Origin of the sequence: Mesoflavibacter sp. CH_XMU1422-2 (assembly GCF_037029245.1) — a bacterium.
Lineage (GTDB): Bacteria > Bacteroidota > Bacteroidia > Flavobacteriales > Flavobacteriaceae > Mesoflavibacter > Mesoflavibacter zeaxanthinifaciens.
This window is the reverse complement of the sequence record NZ_JAYMEE010000095.1, coordinates 44228-65716: the sequence shown is the minus strand read 5'-3', so window position 1 is coordinate 65716 and position 21489 is coordinate 44228. Positions and strand designations below refer to the sequence as shown.

Annotated in this window: 20 protein-coding genes; 10 read left to right on the top strand and 10 right to left on the bottom strand. The window is 32.5% G+C overall.

Going from position 1 to position 21489, the window contains the following annotated elements; all coding sequences use genetic code 11:
• Window positions 1-84: 84 nt before the first annotated feature.
• Window positions 85-708 carry a leucyl/phenylalanyl-tRNA--protein transferase gene (aat, locus tag WA340_RS15070; RefSeq protein ID WP_336129676.1) on the top strand — a complete coding sequence of 208 codons (624 nt, stop codon included), beginning with the start codon at window positions 85-87 and terminating at the stop codon, window positions 706-708.
• Between the two features lie 234 nt (window positions 709-942).
• Here aat and WA340_RS15065 read toward each other — a convergent pair whose 3' ends face one another.
• Complete coding sequence (locus WA340_RS15065; RefSeq protein ID WP_336129675.1) at window positions 943-1506, bottom strand: DNA-3-methyladenine glycosylase I; 564 nt, start codon at window positions 1504-1506, stop codon at window positions 943-945.
• 77 nt (window positions 1507-1583) lie between these two features.
• Between WA340_RS15065 and WA340_RS15060 the strand changes: the two genes are divergently transcribed.
• Entirely contained in the window at window positions 1584-2198 is a 615-nt protein-coding gene (locus tag WA340_RS15060; RefSeq protein WP_223077597.1) for a thioredoxin family protein, read from the top strand.
• Window positions 2199-2248: 50 nt separating this feature from the next.
• On the opposite strand, the gene WA340_RS15055 is transcribed toward WA340_RS15060, so the two are convergent.
• From WA340_RS15055 to WA340_RS15040, 4 genes are all read right to left on the bottom strand, one after another.
• The gene (locus WA340_RS15055) at window positions 2249-2965 is read right to left on the bottom strand and encodes a hypothetical protein (protein WP_336129674.1); all 717 of its coding nucleotides are present in this window, start codon (window positions 2963-2965) and stop codon (window positions 2249-2251) included.
• Window positions 2966-3037: 72 nt separating this feature from the next.
• The gene (gene truB / locus WA340_RS15050; RefSeq protein ID WP_336129673.1) at window positions 3038-3733 is read right to left on the bottom strand and encodes a tRNA pseudouridine(55) synthase TruB; all 696 of its coding nucleotides are present in this window, start codon (window positions 3731-3733) and stop codon (window positions 3038-3040) included.
• A 5-nt stretch (window positions 3734-3738) separates the two neighbouring features.
• Entirely contained in the window at window positions 3739-4533 is a 795-nt protein-coding gene (locus WA340_RS15045) for an undecaprenyl-diphosphate phosphatase (RefSeq protein ID WP_336129672.1), read from the bottom strand.
• A gap of 38 nt (window positions 4534-4571) precedes the next feature.
• Window positions 4572-5594 carry a LacI family DNA-binding transcriptional regulator gene (locus WA340_RS15040; protein WP_304140726.1) on the bottom strand — a complete coding sequence of 341 codons (1023 nt, stop codon included), beginning with the start codon at window positions 5592-5594 and terminating at the stop codon, window positions 4572-4574.
• Window positions 5595-5710: 116 nt separating this feature from the next.
• On the opposite strand from WA340_RS15040, the gene WA340_RS15035 reads away from it, so the two are divergent.
• The 4 genes from WA340_RS15035 (at window position 5711) to WA340_RS15020 (ending at window position 12618) form a co-directional block, all read left to right on the top strand.
• Complete coding sequence (locus WA340_RS15035) at window positions 5711-8377, top strand: TonB-dependent receptor domain-containing protein (protein WP_304140723.1); 2667 nt, start codon at window positions 5711-5713, stop codon at window positions 8375-8377.
• A gap of 84 nt (window positions 8378-8461) precedes the next feature.
• A complete protein-coding gene (locus tag WA340_RS15030; protein WP_106679750.1) occupies window positions 8462-9772 on the top strand; it encodes an MGH1-like glycoside hydrolase domain-containing protein in 1311 nt (436 codons plus the stop codon).
• An 11-nt stretch (window positions 9773-9783) separates the two neighbouring features.
• Window positions 9784-11490, top strand: a complete 1707-nt coding sequence (locus WA340_RS15025; RefSeq protein ID WP_336129671.1) for a sodium:solute symporter family transporter — start codon at window positions 9784-9786, stop codon at window positions 11488-11490.
• Between the two features lie 3 nt (window positions 11491-11493).
• Window positions 11494-12618 (top strand): glycerate kinase, encoded by a 1125-nt coding sequence (locus WA340_RS15020; protein ID WP_304142822.1) that lies wholly within the window; start codon window positions 11494-11496, stop codon window positions 12616-12618.
• Between the two features lie 8 nt (window positions 12619-12626).
• Here the strand turns inward: WA340_RS15020 and WA340_RS15015 are convergent, their stop codons facing one another.
• The 3 genes from WA340_RS15015 to WA340_RS15005 all read right to left on the bottom strand — a co-directional run bounded on the left by WA340_RS15015 (window position 12627) and on the right by WA340_RS15005 (window position 14082).
• The gene (locus tag WA340_RS15015; protein WP_027880868.1) at window positions 12627-12884 is read right to left on the bottom strand and encodes a DUF3098 domain-containing protein; all 258 of its coding nucleotides are present in this window, start codon (window positions 12882-12884) and stop codon (window positions 12627-12629) included.
• A 40-nt stretch (window positions 12885-12924) separates the two neighbouring features.
• Window positions 12925-13068 carry a hypothetical protein gene (locus WA340_RS15010; RefSeq protein WP_155912670.1) on the bottom strand — a complete coding sequence of 48 codons (144 nt, stop codon included), beginning with the start codon at window positions 13066-13068 and terminating at the stop codon, window positions 12925-12927.
• Between the two features lie 138 nt (window positions 13069-13206).
• A complete protein-coding gene (locus WA340_RS15005) occupies window positions 13207-14082 on the bottom strand; it encodes a cell division protein FtsX (RefSeq protein ID WP_027880869.1) in 876 nt (291 codons plus the stop codon).
• Between the two features lie 127 nt (window positions 14083-14209).
• On the opposite strand from WA340_RS15005, the gene WA340_RS15000 reads away from it, so the two are divergent.
• Entirely contained in the window at window positions 14210-17185 is a 2976-nt protein-coding gene (locus tag WA340_RS15000; RefSeq protein ID WP_336129670.1) for a leucine--tRNA ligase, read from the top strand.
• A gap of 469 nt (window positions 17186-17654) precedes the next feature.
• Here WA340_RS15000 and WA340_RS14995 read toward each other — a convergent pair whose 3' ends face one another.
• Together WA340_RS14995 and WA340_RS14990 are read right to left on the bottom strand one after the other, a co-directional pair.
• Window positions 17655-17945, bottom strand: coding sequence for a GIY-YIG nuclease family protein (locus WA340_RS14995; protein ID WP_336129669.1), 291 nt, complete (start codon window positions 17943-17945; stop codon window positions 17655-17657).
• 133 nt (window positions 17946-18078) lie between these two features.
• Entirely contained in the window at window positions 18079-18366 is a 288-nt protein-coding gene (locus WA340_RS14990; RefSeq protein ID WP_106679761.1) for a GIY-YIG nuclease family protein, read from the bottom strand.
• A gap of 264 nt (window positions 18367-18630) precedes the next feature.
• Between WA340_RS14990 and ald the strand changes: the two genes are divergently transcribed.
• The 3 genes from ald (at window position 18631) to WA340_RS14975 (ending at window position 21339) form a co-directional block, all read left to right on the top strand.
• Window positions 18631-19731 carry an alanine dehydrogenase gene (gene ald, locus WA340_RS14985; RefSeq protein ID WP_336129668.1) on the top strand — a complete coding sequence of 367 codons (1101 nt, stop codon included), beginning with the start codon at window positions 18631-18633 and terminating at the stop codon, window positions 19729-19731.
• A gap of 95 nt (window positions 19732-19826) precedes the next feature.
• Entirely contained in the window at window positions 19827-20537 is a 711-nt protein-coding gene (locus tag WA340_RS14980) for a zinc metallopeptidase (protein ID WP_240471271.1), read from the top strand.
• A gap of 94 nt (window positions 20538-20631) precedes the next feature.
• Complete coding sequence (locus WA340_RS14975; protein WP_336129667.1) at window positions 20632-21339, top strand: Bax inhibitor-1/YccA family protein; 708 nt, start codon at window positions 20632-20634, stop codon at window positions 21337-21339.
• The last annotated feature ends 150 nt before the right edge of the window (window positions 21340-21489 follow it).

Here is a 21489-nt window from a genome sequence, read left to right as displayed (position 1 = left end):
TAAAAACCCTCAAAACCAAATAGGTTTTGAGGGTTTTTTTGTCAAATTCATTTTAAATATTTATTTTAAGTAAAAATAATTGTATTGAATTTTCTAAACAAACATCACTTTTTCCCTCCAGTATCTCAAGCAACAGAAGATGGTCTTTTAGCTTTTGGTGGCGATTTAAGTCCAGAACGACTTTTAGCAGCATACCAAAACGGAATTTTTCCTTGGTTTGAAGATGATAATACTATTTTATGGTGGTCACCAGATCCTCGATTTGTGCTATTCCCTTCAAAATTAAAAGTATCTAAAAGCATGAAACAAGTGTTGCGTAATTGTGATTTTGAAGTGACCGTAAATAAAGATTTTAATGCGGTTATTACCGAATGTGCTAAAGCAAAACGACCAGGTCAAGACAGTACATGGATTACCAACGGAATGGTAGAGGCTTATAACACATTACATCAACTAGGCTTTGCTAAATCTGTCGAGGTTTGGCAAGACCAAAAATTAGTTGCTGGCTTATATGGTGTCGATTTAAATAATGGTGTGTTTTGTGGCGAAAGTATGTTTACCAAAGTTAGTAATGCTAGTAAAGCTGGTTTTATCTCTTTTATTCAAAATAGTAATTACAAATTAATAGATTGTCAAGTTTATACTAATCACCTAGAAAGTTTGGGTGCAGAAGATATACCTAGAGATGAGTTTTTAAAGTATTTATAAGTTTTAAGTTATTGTGGCAAAAAATATTATTGTAAAAATTAACCCTAAAATCACATTGTAAAATTGTGTCTTCTCATTGTCATAAAAACTTTTTGATCCAGAAAAGTAGTTTTTAAAGTTATAAGTATTCATTTTAAAAAGAAACCTAATGCTGCTTCCAACGGTCCATCTTATAATTGCTCCAATTATATTAATTAAAAAGTAGAATATAATTCCAACTATTTCAATCATAAACTACACTTCATTATACCTAAAACAATCAATCTCATGATCGTTAACCATACCAGTTGCTTGCATATGTGCATATATAACAGTACTGCCTACAAATTTAAAACCGCGTTTTTTTAAATCTTTACTTAAAGCATCACTTATTGGTGTATTTGCTGGAGCTTCTTTATAATTTTTTACTTTGTTTTTTATAGGTTTTCCGTCTACAAAAGCCCAAATGTATTTATTAAACGTTCCAAATTCTTCTTGCACTTTCATAAAAGCTTGTGCATTGGTAACTGTAGCTTTAATCTTTAGTCTATTGCGTATAATACCTTCATTTTGCATTAATTCTTCAAGTTTCGTTTCATTATAATTTGCTATTTTTTTATAGTCAAAGTCATTAAAAGCAACTCTAAAATTTTCGCGTTTACGCAACACAGTAATCCAACTCAATCCTGCTTGAAACGTTTCAAGAATTAAAAACTCAAAAATCGTGTCGTCATCATAAACAGGTTTTCCCCATTCTTGGTCATGATAAGCTTCGTATAGGGCATCACCAACGCACCAACCACATCTGTGTTTTGTCATTGTAAGGTTTTTAAAAATATACTACTAATGTAACAACAGTTACTAAATTATCCTAAAAGTTGCTGTAATTTTAGACTATGGAAACAACACAATTAGACTTAGCAAATGTTATAGAAGAGAGCTTAAAAAAAAGTCTTTCTTATCAAGATTATAGAACTTTATTAAGCAGGTTAGTAGAAGAGAATGCTACTACAGGTACTAATCAGTCTGAAGCATTAATTAATTATACTGCGCTTAACGATAGACGTATGAAGCGCTGGGATAAAACGATAAAAATTAGTGAAGCCGATAAAATAACTATTAAAAATGCAACAGTAAATCAAACGTGGATTGTTCTTACCGAAAGTTGGTGTGGCGATGCAGCACATGTAATACCTGTAATTAATAAAGTTGCCGAGTTAAATTCTGGTATAAATTTGCAGTTGGTTTTGCGTGATGAAAATGAGCAATTAATGGATTTGTTCTTAACTAACGGAGGTAAATCAATACCTAAACTTATTCAGTTTGATAATACAACAAAAACAGTTTTAAATAGTTATGGTCCAAGACCAACAGAAGCTACCAAGCTGGTTAATGATTTTAAAAAGAAAAACGGTACGTTAACTGCCGAATTTAAAGAAGATTTACAACGCTGGTATAATAAAGATAAAGGACAAAATGTGATTAAAGATTTAATAGAATTAATATATTAATTACGTCAGTTCGAGTGATTTTGAGGCACGGAAAATTGTATCGAAAACTTTTATTGAAATTCAAAAGTAATAGTACCAATTTGTGAAATTTTATTAGCGCTGTTAAATCTAGCTTCTTTTGCATACTTTAAAGCGTAATCTTTTAAACAAGCATTATTAGAAGTTGATGCAGAATTGGTGCTAACTTTAACTACATTTCCGTTATGATTTACTGTAATATTTACTACTATTTTTCCTCTTGCATCGCATAAATAAATAGGTACAGGTAAATATTGATCTATACGATCTTTTAAAGAATAATAGACATTACTGTTGGTATTTGCGACATTGCTTTGTGCTGCACTTTGATTTTGGCTACGTTTAGAAAGTACACTATTTACACTATTAAAACTGGTTATAGTTTCTTCAGAAATTGAAGAATTACCATTGCTTTTAGATGTTGAAGTCTCTTTAATTACTTCATTTTTATAAGTTTCTAGTTTAGGGTTTTTATAATCTTTTGGTGGCGCTATAGGTTTGTAAGCTTGTGCGTAGTGTTTATAATTTTCGGTTGTATTAAAAGCTTTATTTGTAGTGTTAGAACTTTTGTTTTGTGATTCAATTTCAGGTATTTGTTCTTTTATATCTTCAATAGTTTCTACTTCGTAAAATGTTTCAGCTTGCGCGTTATCTAACTTAAAAATAGTTGTATTAAAAATTGAAAGTACCAATGTACCAACAATTAAAAAAGTTATAGCTAATGCCTTATGTGAATTGTTAAACTGCATGCAAACAAATTAATAATTAAGCTTGATTTGTTAGTAATTTATATACGCAGCTTTACGTTGAAAAGACGTTTTTTATTCCTTTTTTGGCAAATTTTTAATAAAATCTTCGATAGAAAGTCCATTCTTTACATCAAAATCACCAATTTTTGTACGTCGTAATACTGAAAGATGAGCGCCAGAATTTAAAGCTTTTCCAAAATCGTTTGCCAAAGATCTAATGTAAGTACCTTTGCTACAAACTACTCTAAACTCTAAGTTTAAACCGTTAATTTTAGTGATTTCAAAAGCTTCAATGGTTACTTTTCTAGAATTAATTTCTACGTCTTCACCAGCACGAGCAAATTCATAAAGACGCTTTCCGTCTTTTTTAATTGCAGAAAACACAGGAGGATATTGGTCAATTTCACCAATAAATTGTTTGGTTGTTTGGTGTATTAATGCTTCAGTAATATGATCGGTTGGATAGGTGTTGTCAATTTCGGTTTCTAAATCAAAAGAAGGAGTTGTGCTTCCTAAAACAAAAGTGCCAGTATATTCTTTAATTTGACCTTGAAACGTATTTATTTGTTTAGTCATTTTTCCGGTACAAATCACTAATAGACCAGTTGCTAATGGATCTAAAGTACCAGCATGACCAACTTTAATTTTTTTTATGTTAAAGGCTTGCCTTACTTCCCAACGTAGTTTGTTTACAACTTGAAAAGACGTCCAATTTAAAGGCTTATCTATTAATAAAACTTGTCCTGCTTTGTAATCTTCTCCTGACATTTTTCCTAATTTAAAATTGAATATGTTATAGCAATTAATCCAACAATAGCACAGTAGATAGCAAAGTAAGATAGTTTACTTTTTTTGACTAAACGTATCATCCAAGTACAAGCAAAAAGACCAGAAATAAAAGCAGCTATAAATCCAATAGATAGTGTGGTGAAGTTTTGAGATTCTAAACTTAAATCTCCACTTAAAATATCTTTAGCAATTTTACCAAATATTAAAGGAACAACCATTAAAAACGAAAAACGTGCAGCTTTTGTTTTATCATTACCTAACAAAACAGAGGTCGAAATTGTTGCGCCACTTCGTGAAATACCAGGTAACATAGCAATAGCTTGAGCAACACCAATTATAAAAGCATTACTAAATGAAACATTTTTATTAGTGTTTTTAGCTTTATCTGCAAAAAATAAAAGAATAGCCGTAATTAATAACATAAAACCAACTAATAAGATGTTTCCTCCAAAAAGTTGCTCTAATTGCTCTTCAAAAAATAGACCTACAATTACCGCAGGAATCATAGATATTGCAATTTTTGAAGCAAATTGTAAATCGTCGTTCCATTCAAATTTTAAAATGCCTTTTAAAAGCGACCAAATGTCTTTTCTAAACACAACAATGGTACTTAAAGCAGTAGCAAAATGAAGTACAACAGTAAATAATAAGCTTTCTTCAGGAATACTTTTATCACCTAAAACAGCTTTTCCTAACTCTAAGTGACCACTAGACGATACCGGTAAAAACTCGGTTAAACCTTGTATAATTCCTAATAAAATTGAATCTAAAACCTCCATTTAAATAAATTAATTGGCCAAAAGTAAACATTTGTTTTTTAAATTTTGAAGCTAGAATCTCTAATAATCAAGTTTGTTTTTATTTCTATAGTTTTATTGACGTTAATTTGATTAGTGCTGTTTATTTCTTCAATTATTTGTTTTACTGCTGTAGATCCTATTTTTTGTCCAGGTTGGTCTATTGTTGTTAATTTAGGCTCTATTATCTGTGAGTTTGTAGAATTACTAAATCCTACTACAGCTATATCTTCTGGAATTTTTATACTAAGTTTTTTTAAAGTTTTAATTACTCCAATAGCGGCACTATCCGTTATAGCAAAAATTGCATCTGGTTTTTCTTTTAAGGATAGTAATATATTGGTCATTCTCTTTCCCTGATGCATAGAAATGTCTTCTACACTTAAAACTATTTTACTATCTAATGGAATATTATTTTCTTTTAAAGCTCTTAAATAACCATGATACCTTTTTTCAGAAGTAAAAGAATATTCTGTTTCTTTAATAATTGCAATTCTTTTTTTTCCAATGTTAATTAAATGCTCAACTGCATTAAAAGCAGCTTCTTCTTCATTAATAACTACTTGTGTACATGGTATTTTGTTAGAGGCTTTGTCAAATAAAATAAGAGGTACAGTATGTAATACTTTAAGAATATCATCAACATCTTTTGTCATTTTAGAGATAGACATTAGTACGCCGTCTACACCAAATTGTAACATAGTATTTAACATTTCGGTTTGCTTTTTTACATCATTATTAGATTCTGATATAATGACTTTATAACCTTGAAGATTTGCTTCTTCTAAGATTCCTCTAATTAAAGTAGTCGTAAAATAATGAGTAATATTAGGTACAATTACCCCTAAAATGTTACTTCTGTGAGATCTAAATCCTTTAGCAAATAGATTGGGAACATAATTTAAATTTCTTGCAAGGTCTTTTACCTTTTGTTTAGTTTCTATACTTATATCTGGATGATCATTTAAAGCTCTAGAAGCTGTAGATGGAGAAATATTTAGACGTTTAGCTAGGTCTTTTAAGGTAATTATCTTTTTTTTCATGTTTATTGATGCAATCGTTACCGCAATCGTTTGCGTGCGAATCTATTAATTTTTTTGATAAAAATTTAACTATTTGATAATATTTTAGCCTCACTAACACAAAATATATAACTAACATGAAAAAATTTTTACTTACATCTTTAATGATGATTAGTATTACTTCTGCCTTTTCTCAGACTGTTATTAAGGGAAAAGTTTCAGATGCAAATAATACGCCTATAATGGGAGCTAATATTATTATTAAGAATAGTGACTTTGGAGCTGTTACAGATTTTGAGGGTAATTTTACATTTACTACAAGTTTGACAGGTCAACAGACTTTACAAGTGTCTTACGTTGGTTTTGATACTTTTGAACAAAGTATTGATTGTAATAACAGTGAAGTGAATATTAACGTTGTTTTACAAGAAGGAGAAAATGCATTAGAAACAGTTGTGCTTACAGCGTCTTCTACTTTTAGATCTCAAAAAGAGACACCAATGTCTATAAGTTCTGTTAAACAAAAAGACATTACAAAGTTATCTGCAAATAGCCAGGCAGATGTTTTACGTAGTATTCCTGGTATTACTGCAGAAGGTGGTGGAGGAGAAACAGCTACTAACCTTTTTGTAAGAGGTTTACCTTCTGGCGGGCAATACGTATTTAATCCATTACAATACGATGGTATGCCATTAATGAGTACGTTTGGTCTTAACTCTTCTGCTCATGATGTGTATGCAAGACCAGATTTAGGATTTAAAGGTGTAGAATTTGTTAGAGGTGGAGCAGCAGTTTTATACGGTGCTGGTTCTGTAGCAGGTATTATTAATTACACTAGTAAAACAGGAGATTCTAATGATGAAAATATCCTTAATTTAGAATATGGTACAGATGGAAGATTAAAAACAGAATTCTACTCAGGAGGACAATTAGGAGGTGAAGACTCAAATACTTACTACGCAGTAACTGGTTTTGTTAGAAAAGACGAAGGTCCTATAGATACAGGATTAGATACTAGAGGATTTCAATTAAGAGCTAATATTAAACAAAAATTTGATAAAGGATTTTTTACAGTACATGGTCAGTTTATAAATGACCGCGCACAATTTTTTATGCCTTTACCTCTTCAAGGAGGATCAAGAGAGCGATTAAATGGTAATGATGGTGATGAGGTACAATCTTTATTAACAGGAGAATTGGCTAATACATCTTTTTTAACACCAGGAGGGAATTATGACAGTCCTATCGGAGATGGTGTTTACACTAAAGGAGGATATATTTTAGCAGACTTTAATTACGATTTAACGGATAATTTAAAGTTTAAGTCTAAAGTAAAATATGCTAACTATCAACACAATTTTGCTTTATATGTTGGAGGTAACGGTAATTATGGTAACCCAATTACTTTATCAGATTATGTGTCTGCTGTGGCACCAAATAACATTGATTATACTGCAAATTATTTAGGTGGATCTGGACAACAAATTAATGGTAATGATTTAGTAATTGAAAATTTACACATTGATAGACTAAGACCAATGACAGACTATTCTGGAGAGGCTAATTTAGTTTTTAAATCAGAAAACGGTATACATACTTATACAGCGGGTACATTCTTGGCACGTACAGAAGCAGAAGATGTTAATTATCAATATAGAGTGCTTTCAGAATTTAATAATAATCCACGTCTTATAAACTTAAGTTATACAAATGCTGGTGGAGATAATGTTATTTACTCTCAAGGAGGTTTATATAACAGAATAGGTATGACAACTAATAACTTTTTAAACCAAAGTAGAACAGCATTTTATATTACTGACGAGATGGTTTTAGATAAATGGCGTTTTGATGTTGGTTTTAGAATAGAATCTACAAAAGGAACATTTAGAAGAGGAAACTTAGCAGAAAGCCAAGTTTATGATGATGCTAATTTAACTTCAGATCTTCAAAACGTAAGATATACAGACGGTACATTTACAACAGGTGAAATTGAAGCAACAGATTGGGCTGTATCACTTGCAGGTTTATATAAGCTAACAGCGTCTACAAATTTATACGCTAACTTCTCAAGAGGATTCTTTTTCCCACAACAACGTGGTTTTGCACCAACACCAGGAATTAGAGACACAAATTATGACGCTGAAACAATTTTACAAGGAGAAATAGGAGCAAAATTTGGTACATCTAAGTTCTCAGGTTCTGCTGCAGCTTATTACGTAGGGTTAAGTGATCGTATTAGAATTGATCAAGCAATTGTTAACGGAGAATTAGTAGACCAAGGTCGTAGCGAACAATCTACAAAAACATTAGGACTAGAAGCAACAGGTAACTATAAAATAACAGATGCATTTACAGCATCAGCAACATTAACGTATCAAAATCATGAAATTACAACAAATCAAACAGAAGATTTAGTTAATGGAGGCATCACTACAATTAACGAAGGAAATGAAATAGGAAGGCAACCTAACTTTTTAGGGTCGTTTGCTCTAAATTATGACAATAGCCAATTTGACGCTTTATTTTCTCTTAACCATACTGGTGCAAAATTTACAGACGATACTAATAACGTAGAGTTAGACGCAATCACTATAGCAAGATTAGGTGCAGGATATACTTTTAAAACTAAAGACAATAGTAATTTAAGAGTAGGATTCTCTGTATTTAACTTATTTGATAGTTCTGGACTTACAGAAGGAAATCCAAGAGCTGGTATTGCAGGACAATCTGCAGATGGTGACTTCTTTTACGGAAGACCAATATTACCAAGACGATTATTTATTACCACTACATTTAATTTCTAAAATTATTTAATTATGTCTTAAAGCATTGGTATTATTTATCGTAATGCCGATGCTTTTTTTACAATTTTTATATTAAACCAAACTATGAGTAAAGACAACCTACAAGAAAAAGCAAAACATATTCTTGATACTAATTTTAATGAAGATAAAGGATTTACAATACCTTGTGAAGGCTTATATCCTTTTCAATGGAATTGGGATTCAGGCTTCATAGCTATCGGATTTGCCCATTACGATAGTAACAAAGCAAAACGAGAAATAGAAGCGTTATTAAGCGCACAATGGGAAAATGGATTTATTCCTCACATCGTATTTCATAACGATAGTGATACCTATTTTCCAGGTCCAGATTTTCACTTATCAAAACTTCATCCATTAGCATCAAAAAGTCATAGAACTACTGGTATGACACAACCGCCAGTATTAGGATTTGTACTTAAAGAAATTTATGATATTGTAGATGATAAAGAGGATATGCTAAATTTTATTAAGCAAAACATAGACAAAGTTTTCTTTAACCATCAACATTTTTACAACCACAGAGACCCAAATCAAGAAGGATTGGTCTTCATATATCATAATTGGGAATCTGGTACAGACAATTCACCAATTTGGGACGATATTTGGGAGACTATGGATCCGCCAAACTATAAGTTTGAAAGACGAGATACCACTCACGTCGATGCTGCGCAAAGACCAACAAATAGAGAGTATGATTACTATCTTCATTTAATTGAAATTGCAAAAGCGCATAATTACGATGATGCAAAAATTGCAGAATTATCACCATTCTTAGTGCAAGACCCATTATTTAATGCTATGCTTATTAAATCTAACGAAGCATTAATTGAATTGTATGAAATGATTGGCGATTCCGAAGATAAAATAAGTACATTAAAAGCTTGGCAAGAAAAGGCAATAACAAGATTTAACGAAAAGCTTTATAACGAAAAATTAGGAGGTTACGTACACTACGATTTAAGAAACGAAAAGCAGATAGAACATCTTTCGTCTTCATCTTTTGCACCTTTATTTTCCAATATACCAACAAAAGAACACGCTGAGGTAATGGTAAAAACGCTAATCAAAAAGTTTGGAGGAGAAGACCGTTATCTTTGTGCATCTTTCGACCCAGAAAGTGATAGATTTAACCCAAAAAAATATTGGCGTGGACCAATTTGGATAAACCTTAACTGGATGCTTTATAACGGACTAAATAATTATGGTTTTACAGATATTGCTAATCGTGTAAAAGAAGATTCTATAACACTAATCGAAAAATATGGTTTTTATGAATATTTCGATTCTAGAAAATCTGTAACAGAACATGCTGGTTACGGAGGAAATAACTTTTCTTGGAGTGCAGCATTATTACTAGATTTATTAAAAGACTAAAAAGCAACTAAATGAATTGGCTAGATTACACCATTATAATTGTTTACCTCATAGGTTTTGTGGCTATGGGCTATTTCTTCAAAGAAAATAAAGATTCTAAAGATTATTTTTTAGGAGGAAAAAGCTTAGGTTGGTTTCCACTAAGTTTATCAACTATGGCAACCCAATTATCTGCCATTAGCTTTATTTCAGCACCAGCTTTTGTTGGTTTAAAAGCTAACGGAGGATTAAAATGGTTAACCTTTGAGTTTGGTGTTCCTCTAGCTATGATTGGTATAATGTTTTTCATAATTCCACCTTTATACAAATCTGGTATTGTTAGTATTTATGAATATTTAGAACGTCGTTTTTCTAAATCCACTCGAAAATTAATTAGTGTTGTTTTTCAAATTAGTAGAGCTTTAGGAACTGGTGTAATGGTGTTTACTATGGCGTTAATTATACAAGCTGTAGTAGGTATAAGTTTCCATTGGACGTTAATTATTATAAGTATTGTAACTCTAATATATTCGTATCAAGGTGGTATGAAAGCTGTTGTTTGGGGCGATGCAATACAAATGATAATTCTGTTTTCAGGATTAATAATTTGCCTTATTGTTGGTTATTCCTTAATGGAAGATACGGGAACATTTACAGGTTTTAATACCGAAAGATTACAGGTGATAGACCTGTCTAATTTAGGAATTTTCCAAGGTGAAGAATATGGCTTTTGGCCAATGCTTTTAGGTGGTTTGTTTTTGTATTTATCGTACTACGGTACAGACCAAACCCAAGCACAACGCTTATTATCTGCAAAAGACGAAGGTACAATTAGAAAACTTTTAATGGCTAATGGACTGCTAAGATTTCCCGTAGTATTGGTATACTGTATTATGGGATTAATTATTGGCTATTTAGTTAGTAATATTCCAGAGTTTTACCAAAGCATACAAGAAACAACGCGTGTGCATTATCCTGCAGAATATGAAGCTTCTGGTATAAAACCAGATTTAATGATGCCTGTATTTATTACCAAATATTTGCCAAACGGACTAATCGGTATTTTAATGGTTGGTATCTTATCTGCAGCAATGTCTTCGTTAAGTTCTACCATCAATTCTTTAAGTGCTGTAACTATCGAAGATTTTTTTAATAGCGGAAAAAACAAGCTGTCCGAAAAACGCTATATGGTGTTATCTAAAGGGCTTGTTGTTTTTTGGGGTGTAGTTTGTATACTTGCAGCATATCTTTTTGGTAATAGCCAAAGCACAGTTATAGAGCTTATTAATGCTATTACATCCTTGTTTTATGGACCAATATTAGCCGCTTTTGTTATTGCAATATTCTTTAAAAAAGTTAATCATATTGGTATGAATGCTGCTATTATAACATCGGTAACAGTAAACCTTATTTTTAAATACTTACCAGAGTTAGTCTACTTTTTTACACAAGGTCAGTTTTATTCGGGTCAAGGTTCTATTCATCTAGCACTAGCAGATGTAGGATATAATAATGTGCCAGATATTTTTTGGATTTGGTACAATCTTACAGGATTTATAATAGCAATTTTAGTAGCTGTTTTAGTGAGTAAATTAACCCATAAAATACCTGCAAAACAAATAGAGATGGACTATAAAGTTAGCTTTAAAGACCTATTTAAAAAGGAAAGTATTATACTAATTTCATTCTTTGTTTTTATACTTGTAATAAGTTCATTTTTACCTAACATTTTAAGCTAAAAAATGAAAATTGTATTAGCACCAGACAAGTATAAAGGCTCATTAACAGGCTTAGAGTTTTGTAACATCGTAGCGCCAATTTTAAAGCAAACCGTCAATGCAGACGTTATTAACGTACCATTAGCAGATGGAGGAGATGGTACTATTGAAGTTGTTAATTATTACCTTAACGGAAACAACATAGAAGTTAAAGTTAATAATCCGGTATTTAATAAGGTAAAGGCAAACTATCTATATGCCGAAGAGTCTAAAACAGCTTTTATAGAAATGGCTGAAGCATCAGGTTTAAAGCTTTTAAAACCAGAAGAGCAAAATTGTATGAATACCACAACCTTTGGTACCGGACAATTAATTCTCGATGCGATTAATAAAGGAGCAAAACACATCATTTTAGGAATTGGTGGAAGTGCTACTAACGATTGCGGTATTGGTATGGCAACCGCTTTAGGATATCGTTTTTTAGATGAAACTAATAACCAAGTGAAGCCAATTGGTAGCGAGCTAATAAATATTAAATCTATTGATGATACGCATGTAGATCCACAATTAAAATCAGTTAGCATACTAATAGCATGCGATGTCACTAATCCGCTTTTTGGTACAAATGGTGCAGCACATGTCTACGCAAAACAAAAAGGTGCTTCAAAAAGTGATATTGAATATTTAGATCAAGGTCTTCAAAGTTTTTCAAAAGTTTTAGACGCTCATTTCAATACAAATGTTCAAGACATTTCTGGAGCAGGAGCAGCTGGCGGAATGGGTGCAGGTTGCGTTACTTTTTTAAACGGAACACTATCACCAGGAATAGAATTAGTAAAACAAATAGCCGATTTTGATAATAAAATAAAAAATTCAGATTGGATTATTACAGGTGAAGGCAAGCTAGATAGTCAAACACTTTCTGGTAAAGCAATAGATGGAATTTTAAAATCTGCAAAACCAAAAGGGATTAAAGTAGCAACATTTTGTGGTAGTGTAGATTTAAATCAAGAGGCACTTCAAAAAATAGGCATACAATACAGCGCATCCATCATGGATAAAGCAAAAAACTTTGAAGATGCTTTAGTAAACACAGAGACTTATTTAAATCAAATCACTAAAGATTTTATACTTAAATCAAAATTATAAAGGGTAGATTAATTTTTAGGCTTAGATAGTATTGCATAAACCTGTACGCCAAGACCAATAATAACCAATGTTGGTGCTAGTCTAATGCGTCTCCAACTAAAAATTTCTGGGTTAAACACATTAGGGTCATCACTTCCACCGCCAGACATAAGTATAAATCCAAGTGCCATAAGTGCAAGACCTATAAACATAAACTTATAATTGTGTTTTTTAAAAACCAATTCGGTTTTAAGATTGTTTTTGTTCTTGTTTTTACTTTCGCCCACGATGATTTATTATTTATAAGACAAATTTAAACTTTTTAAATTAATCATATATATGTTTAATGGTATGTTTTTTTGGACTTACCTTTTCTACTTGTGCTACTTTATTATTAGCTTCTGGTTTTGCTTTGGCAATGTAAATTACAATTGCTATAAGACCTATCAATACAAACGTTACTCTTTTCATAACCGTTAATTTTAGGGATTAATTAAATTTGTTAATGTAATGGTATGGTCAGTCGCACTTAATTTTTTGGTTAAGTAAAGATAACGTGCTATTGTGTGAAGTATTGTTAACGCTAACGTTAAAAGCTGTTAAAGTTGTTTAATACAACTGGTCAGTTTTTAAATTTAAAAAACGTTGTGTAGCAAAATGTGTACTTATCCAAGTGATAATAATCCCTAATAAGAAAACGGCTAAAAATAAACCGCCAATTAAGACTAAACTTTGTCTAAGTGCTAATTCTGGAAACATTTTATCGACGTAGTAAACAACAAAACCAAGTCCTATTAATGCTACAACAGCACCAAGAATACCAAGTTTTATACTTTTCCAAACAAAAGGTCTGCGTATAAAGCTTTTTGTAGCGCCAACCATTTGCATAGTTTTAATGGTAAATCGTTTAGAGTAAACAGATAATCTAATAGAACTGTTAATTAAAAGTACAGCAATTAAAGTGAAGATAGCACTAAGTAACAACACCCAAAAGCTTATTTTTTTAACGTTGCTATTAATAAGTTCAACAAGACTTTCGTCGTATTTAACTTCGTCTACAAAGCTTTTTTCTTGAGCTAAAGCAGTTAATTCTTCTAATTTTTCATTAGTTAAAAAATCGGCTTTCAACTTTACATCAATACTATTTTGTAAAGGATTATAACCAACAAGATCCATAAAATCATCACCAAATTCAGATTTCATTGCTTCTGCAGCGTCGTCTTTTGATACAAAATCGGTTGTTTTTACATAGTCTGCAAGCGCTAGACTTTTTTCAAGTTGTTTTATTTCAACATCTTTAGCAGTGTCTTTTAAGTATACCGTGACGTTTACGTTTTCTTTCATAAAATCGGTTACTTTTTTCGCGTTAAGCAATAAAAAGCCAACAATTCCTAATAGAAAAAGTACTAAAGCGATGCTAATTACAACTGAAAAATAAGACGAAATTAAACGTCTTTTTTGATATCTGTCAAAAGATGAACTCATAAAACGATGTTAGATTATACCGTAAAAATATAAATATTTTGGATTGCTTAATGTTTACAACGTTTAAACTTTCAACATTGTTATAATAAGTTTAAATTTGCCCTTTTATAAGCCGAAAAACAACAAGATGCAATACGATTTTAAAAAGATAGAAGACCATTGGCAACAGTATTGGGCCAAAAACGAAACTTTTAAAGCCGAAAATCCTGCCCAGAGCGGAGTCGAAGGGAACAGCGAAAAACCTAAATATTACGTGTTAGACATGTTTCCTTATCCATCTGGAGCAGGATTACATGTTGGGCATCCGTTAGGGTATATTGCTAGCGATATTTATGCGCGTTACAAACGTCATAAAGGCTTTAATGTATTGCATCCGCAAGGGTATGATAGCTTTGGGTTGCCCGCAGAACAGTACGCCATCCAAACCGGACAGCATCCTGCAATTACGACCAAAACTAATATTGCAACCTACAGAAGACAGCTAGACAAAATCGGGTTTTCTTTTGATTGGTCTCGCGAAGTACGCACATCAAGCCCAGAATATTACAAATGGACACAGTGGATTTTTATTCAACTGTTCAACTCTTGGTATAACGTAAATACAGATAAAGCTGAAGACATTTCAATATTAGAAACGCTTTTTTCTTCTGAAGGAAATACAAACGTAAACGCTGTTTGTGATGAAGATGTTGAAACATTTTCTGCTGAAGAATGGCAAGCCTTTTCTTCTGAAAAACAACAAGACATATTATTAAAATACAGATTAACGTATTTAGCCGAAACTGAAGTAAATTGGTGTCCGGCTTTAGGAACCGTTTTAGCTAACGACGAGATTGTAAATGGCGTGTCAGAACGTGGCGGTCATCCTGTAGTGCGCAAAAAAATGACACAATGGTCTATGCGTATTTCGGCGTATGCAGAGCGATTATTACAAGGTTTAGATAGCATCGATTGGACAGATGCGTTAAAAGAAAGTCAGCGTAACTGGATAGGTAAATCGGTTGGAGCCTCTGTAACTTTTAACGTCAAAGATCATAACGAAACTATAGAAGTTTTCACCACAAGACCAGATACTATATTTGGTGTTAGTTTTATGACTTTAGCGCCAGAGCACGATTTGGTTTCAAAAATTACAACACCAGAACAAAAAGATGAGGTAAATGCCTACATCGAAGCAACTGCAAAACGTAGCGAACGCGACCGTATGGCAGATGTAAAAACCATTTCTGGTGCATTTACAGGTGCGTATGCAGAGCATCCGTTTACTAAAGAACCAATCCCAATTTGGATTGGCGATTACGTATTGGCTAGCTATGGTACAGGAGCAGTAATGGCTGTACCTTGTGGCGACCAACGTGATTATGATTTTGCAAAACATTTTAATATCGAAATCCCAAATATTTTTGAAGGTGTAGACATAAGCGAAGCAGCGTTTGCAGATAAAGAAAAAACCGTGATTGCTAATAGCGATTTCCTTAACGGAATGAACTACAAAAAAGCAACCAAACGTGCTATTTTTGAGCTAGAACAAATAGGACAAGGACAAGGAAAAACCAACTACCGTTTACGTGACGCAGTATTTAGTCGTCAGCGTTATTGGGGAGAACCTTTCCCAGTGTATTATGTTAATGGTATGCCACAAATGATAGACCAAAAACATTTGCCAATTACCTTACCTGAAGTAGAAAAATATCTACCAACCGAAACTGGCGAGCCACCATTAGGTCGTGCAGATGTTTGGGCTTGGGACACAAAAAATAACAAAATTGTATCTAACGATCTTGTCATTCCGACAGAAGGAGGAACGACTGACGAGGAATCTCATAACGGTATTTATCCTTTAGAGCTTAACACCATGCCAGGTTGGGCAGGAAGTTCTTGGTATTTCTTTAGATATATGGAAGAACAAGCCAATCGTGGTAACGCATTTGCAACCGAAGATGCGCTTAACTACTGGGAAAATGTAGATTTATACATTGGTGGAAGCGAGCACGCTACAGGACATTTATTGTATGCACGTTTTTGGACTAAATTTTTAAAAGATAGACATTTTGTAAACGTAGATGAGCCTTTTAAAAAGCTAATAAACCAAGGAATGATACTTGGGACTAGTGCTTTTGTATTTGAAGCAATTCATGATGGTAAAGGACTTGGGATTTATCTATCATCAGATCTTATAAATAGCAGTGATTATATTTCATCTGAAAGTTCTAAATGGGAAGAATTTAAGAATGAATGTTCTGATAAAGGTGTGAATGATACTAGTAAAGTTACTTTTAGACAAATTCACGCAGATGTTTCTTTCGTTAACGCTTCAGATGAATTAGATACCGAAGCATTCAAAAATTGGCGTCCAGAATTTAAAGATGCAGTTTTTATTACTGAAGAAGATGGTACTTTTAAAGTAAATCGAGAGGTCGAAAAAATGTCAAAATCAAAATACAACGTGGTTAATCCAGATCAAATCTGTGAAGATTACGGTGCAGATAGCTTACGTTTGTATGAGATGTTTTTAGGTCCGTTAGAGCAAGCAAAACCTTGGAATACTGCAGGTATTACAGGTGTGCATGGTTTCCTTAAAAAATTATGGAAGTTATACGTAGACGATAACGGTTTAAAAATTACCGATGCAGAACCTACAAAAGACAACTTAAAAACCTTACATAAAACCATTAAAAAGGTAGAAGAAGATATAGAGAATTTCTCTTTCAATACATCGGTATCTACTTTTATGATTGCGGTTAACGAGCTAACAGCGCAAAAATGTACAAGTCGTGATATTTTACAGCCATTACTAATTTTAGTATCGCCTTACGCGCCACATATTGCAGAAGAGTTATGGCATCAATTAGGTAATGAAATGTCAATTTCTACAGCGCCTTTCCCAGTTTTTGAAGAAAAGCATTTAGTAGAAAGCAGTAAGAATTATCCAATTTCGTTTAATGGTAAAATGCGTTTTACACTTGAATTACCGTTAGATATGAGCAAAGATGAGATTGAAAAAACCGTTATGTCTCACGAAAAAACACAAGAACAATTACAAGGTCGTACACCTAAAAAAGTAATTATTGTACCAGGTAAAATTGTGAATATCGTAGGATAAATTCCTGCAAAAGCAGGAATCTTTTAATACAAATTGTCACACTGAGTTCATAGGAGTTTTAAATAAGAAAAAGTTGAGTCATTTCGACGCTAGGAGAAATCACATAATTATTACATATCGTGTGCGATGTCTCACGTGAATTCGAAATGACATGACTAAAAAATACCAAAAAGCCTTCAATAATTTTTGAAGGCTTTTTTTATACTTCTCGATACAATTTGCTCGTATCTCTCAAATTACTCGAAGTGACGATAGATTTAATCCCAACACGTCAGTTCGAGTGACGCGACGTAAGGAGCGTTGCATCGAGAACTTATTGAAATATATAGAGTAAATTGAGTTTAAAAGAAGTTAAGACTTTTAGGTACAATTTGCTCTTAATTCACAAATTACTCGAAGTGAAGATAGGTTTAATACCAATACGTCAGTTCGAGTGGCGCGACTTAAGGAGCGTTGTATCGAGAACTAGCTATTTAAATTTCTTTTTAGCCAAATTAGGAAGTTTTTCAAATTCATCATTAATCAATGCTTCTTTTTTAGCTTTAGACCATTTTTTAATTTGCTTTTCAGTTTGAATTGCTATACTTATATCAGTGAATTCAGCATAAAACATAAGTTCGATAGGTCTTCGATTATAGGTGTAACTTTCAATGTGTTTACCAAACTTATGTTCTGTAATCCGTTGTTCTAAATTAGAAGTAATTCCTGTATAGTAGGTATTATCAGAACATTTTAAAATATATACATAAGAGATTTTCATGTATAAAAGATATAAAACTTCTCGATACAATTTGCTCGTACCTCACAAATCTCTCGAAGTGACGAGAACTATATTTACAATACGTCAGTTCGAGTGACGCGACGAAAGGAGCGTTGTATCGAGAACTAATTATTTAAAATTTCTTTTTAGCCAAATTAGGAAGCTTTTCAAATTCATCATTAATCAATGCTTCTTTTTTCGCTTTAGACCATTTTTTTATTTGCTTTTCAGTTTGGATTGCTATACTTATATCAGTGAATTCAGCATAAAACTTAAGTTCGATAGGTCTTCGATTATAGGTGTAACTTTCAATGTGTTTACCAAACTTATGTTCTGTAATCCGTTGTTCTAAATTAGAAGTAATTCCTGTATAGTAGGTATTATCAGAACATTTCAAAATATAAACATATGAGATTTTCATGATTAAAAGATATAAAACTTCTCGATACAATTTGATCGTACCTCACAAATCACTCGAAGTGACGAGAACTATATTTACAATACGTCAGTTCGAGTGATGCGACCAAAGGAGCGTTGTATCGAGAACAAAAAATGCTAATTTTTCAAAATAAATCCGTCAAAATATCAATTCCATAAAAATCCTGTAAACACATCATTCTCTTTGGGATAGCTAAAAATTTCATTGTAATTTTCATACGCTATAATCTTCAAATTCAATAAAAAAATGAAAATCGGTATTCCAAAGGAAATCAAAAACAACGAAAATAGAGTAGGTATGACACCAGCTGGAGTTTTCGAATTAATCAAGAACAATCACACTGTTTATGTGCAAAAAGATGCCGGTTTTGGTAGCGGTTTTTTTGATCAAGATTACAAAGATGTTGGTGCAACAATTTTAGAAACTATTGAAGAAGTTTATACTTTAAGTGATATGATTGTTAAGGTTAAAGAGCCAATTGCAGAAGAGTATCCGCTTATAAAATCGCATCATGTGGTATTTACTTATTTTCATTTTGCGTCTAGTGAAGCACTGACTAAAGCAATGTTAAAAAGCGAAGCGGTTTGTATAGCATACGAAACTGTAGAAGATACCGACGGATCATTACCTTTATTAACACCAATGTCTGAAGTGGCAGGACGTATGGCAATACAACAAGGTGCCAAATATTTAGAAAAACCCATTAAAGGTCGTGGTGTACTTTTAGGTGGTGTACCAGGTGTTCCGCCAGGAAAAGTTTTAGTTCTTGGAGCTGGAGTTGTTGGTATTCAAGCCGCAAAAATGGCTGCAGGATTAGGCGCACACGTAACTATTATGGATATAAACATGAAACAACTACGTTATGTAAATGATGTAATGCCAAATCATGTGGTTACAGAGTTTTCTAGCGAATTTAATATAAGAAAACGTATAAAAGATCACGATTTAATTGTTGGTGGTGTATTATTAAAAGGTGCAAAAGCACCAAACTTAATTACCAGAGATATGTTAAAAGAAATGCGCCCAGGAACAGTTATCGTAGATGTTGCAGTAGACCAAGGTGGTTGTGTAGAAACCTCAAAACCAACCACGCATGAAGAACCAACTTATATTATAGATGATGTTGTGCATTATTGCGTTGCAAATATGCCAGGAGCAGTACCATACACTTCAACTTTAGCTCTAACAAATGTAACTTTACCTTACGTTTTACGATTGGCCAATCAAGGTTGGAAAAAAGCTTGCGAAAATGATAAAATGTTAGCAAAAGGATTAAATGTTGTTAACGGAAAAATTGTTTATCAAGAAATCGCAGAAGCTTTTAACTGGTCTGTTGATGCAGTTTAAAAAGAACTGACATTGTTTTTCTGACAAAATTACCTAACATTAAATTGGCTTACTTTTTGTTATATTTAAGTCATTAACATTAAAAAGAGAAAAACATGTTTACAGGATACATGGGTTACTACATACTAATAGGTGTTATTGCATTAATAAGTGGTATGGTAAGTAGTCAATTAAAACGAAAATTTGCACATTACTCTAAGGTACATTTACGTAACGGAATGACAGGCGCTCAAATAGCAGAAAAAATGTTAGCCGATCATGGTATACAAGATGTAAAAGTAATTTCTACAAGAGGTCAATTAACAGACCATTACAATCCGGTAGATAAAACAGTAAATTTAAGCGAAGTAGTATACAATCATGCTAACGCAGCAGCAGCAGCAGTAGCTGCTCACGAAGTTGGTCACGCTGTACAACATGCTACAGCGTATCAATATCTAACGATGCGATCTAAATTAGTTCCTATTGTACAAGTCACATCAAGTATGTCACAATGGGTTGTAATTGGTGGTATAGTATTAATGGCATCTAATGCTTTAGGCGGTAGTGGTTTTTATGTAGCAGTTGCTGGATTAATTATGATGGGATTTGCTACCTTATTTAGTTTTATCACTTTACCTGTTGAGTATGATGCAAGTAACCGCGCATTAGCATGGTTAAAAGCTAAAAATATGGTAACTCCAGAAGAATATAAAGGTAGTGAAGATGCTTTAAAATGGGCAGCAAGAACCTATTTAGTTGCAGCAATTGGTGCTTTAGCCTCATTATTATATTGGGCATTACAAGTATTTGGAAGTCGAGATTAAATAAATATTATTTGACTATAAATCAAGCCGAAGAAAAACGATTTCTTCGGCTTTTTTGTTTATATTTAAAATCTAATTAAACAACAATTTTTATATGGAAAATCAAATTCAAGGTCCAATATTAGTTGGCAATTTAGAAGGTAGTGAAAAAGCTATTTTTTATCGTAAAACTTATACTCACGTTGCATTTGCAATTTTAGGTTTTGTATTACTAGAGTATATCTTTATAGGTATGTTTGAAGATGCAGTTATTTCGTTAATTAACCTTATGTTTGGAAGTAGCTTTTCTTGGTTAATAGTCTTGGGTCTTTTTTGGTTTGGAAGTAGTATGGCAGATAAACTTGCTCATAATCCTTCAAAACAAACCCAATACTTAGGATTAGGGCTATATGTGCTTTTAGAAGCAATCATTTTTTTACCAATGATATATCTTGCGGCATATCATTCTACAGGATCAGAAATGTTAACTCAAGCAGCAATAATTACACTTTGCCTTTTTGCAGGTTTGACAGCAACAGTATTCATGACAAATAAGAATTTTTCTTTCCTTAAAACAGGTTTGGTTATAGGAAGCTTTGTAGCTATTGGATTAATCGTTGCAGGAACTATTTTTGGTTTTGATTTAGGACTATGGTTTTCTGTAGGAATGGTTGTGTTTGCAGGAGCAGCAATTTTATATCAAACATCTAAAGTAAAATATGAATATACTGGTGATCAATACGTAGGAGCCGCTTTGGGTATATTTGCTTCAGTAATGTTATTGTTTTGGTATATACTTCAATTATTTATGTCCAGAGACTAGATTAATGTTTGGGCGTTACACACTTTTGCTTTTAATGGCAAAAGTGCGTCAGGCTTTCGCAAGTCGCAATCAAAGATGTGCTCCGACAGTTGCTCAATCCTTAACGCAAAAAAACACCTCAAAATTTTAATATTTTGAGGTGTTCTTTTA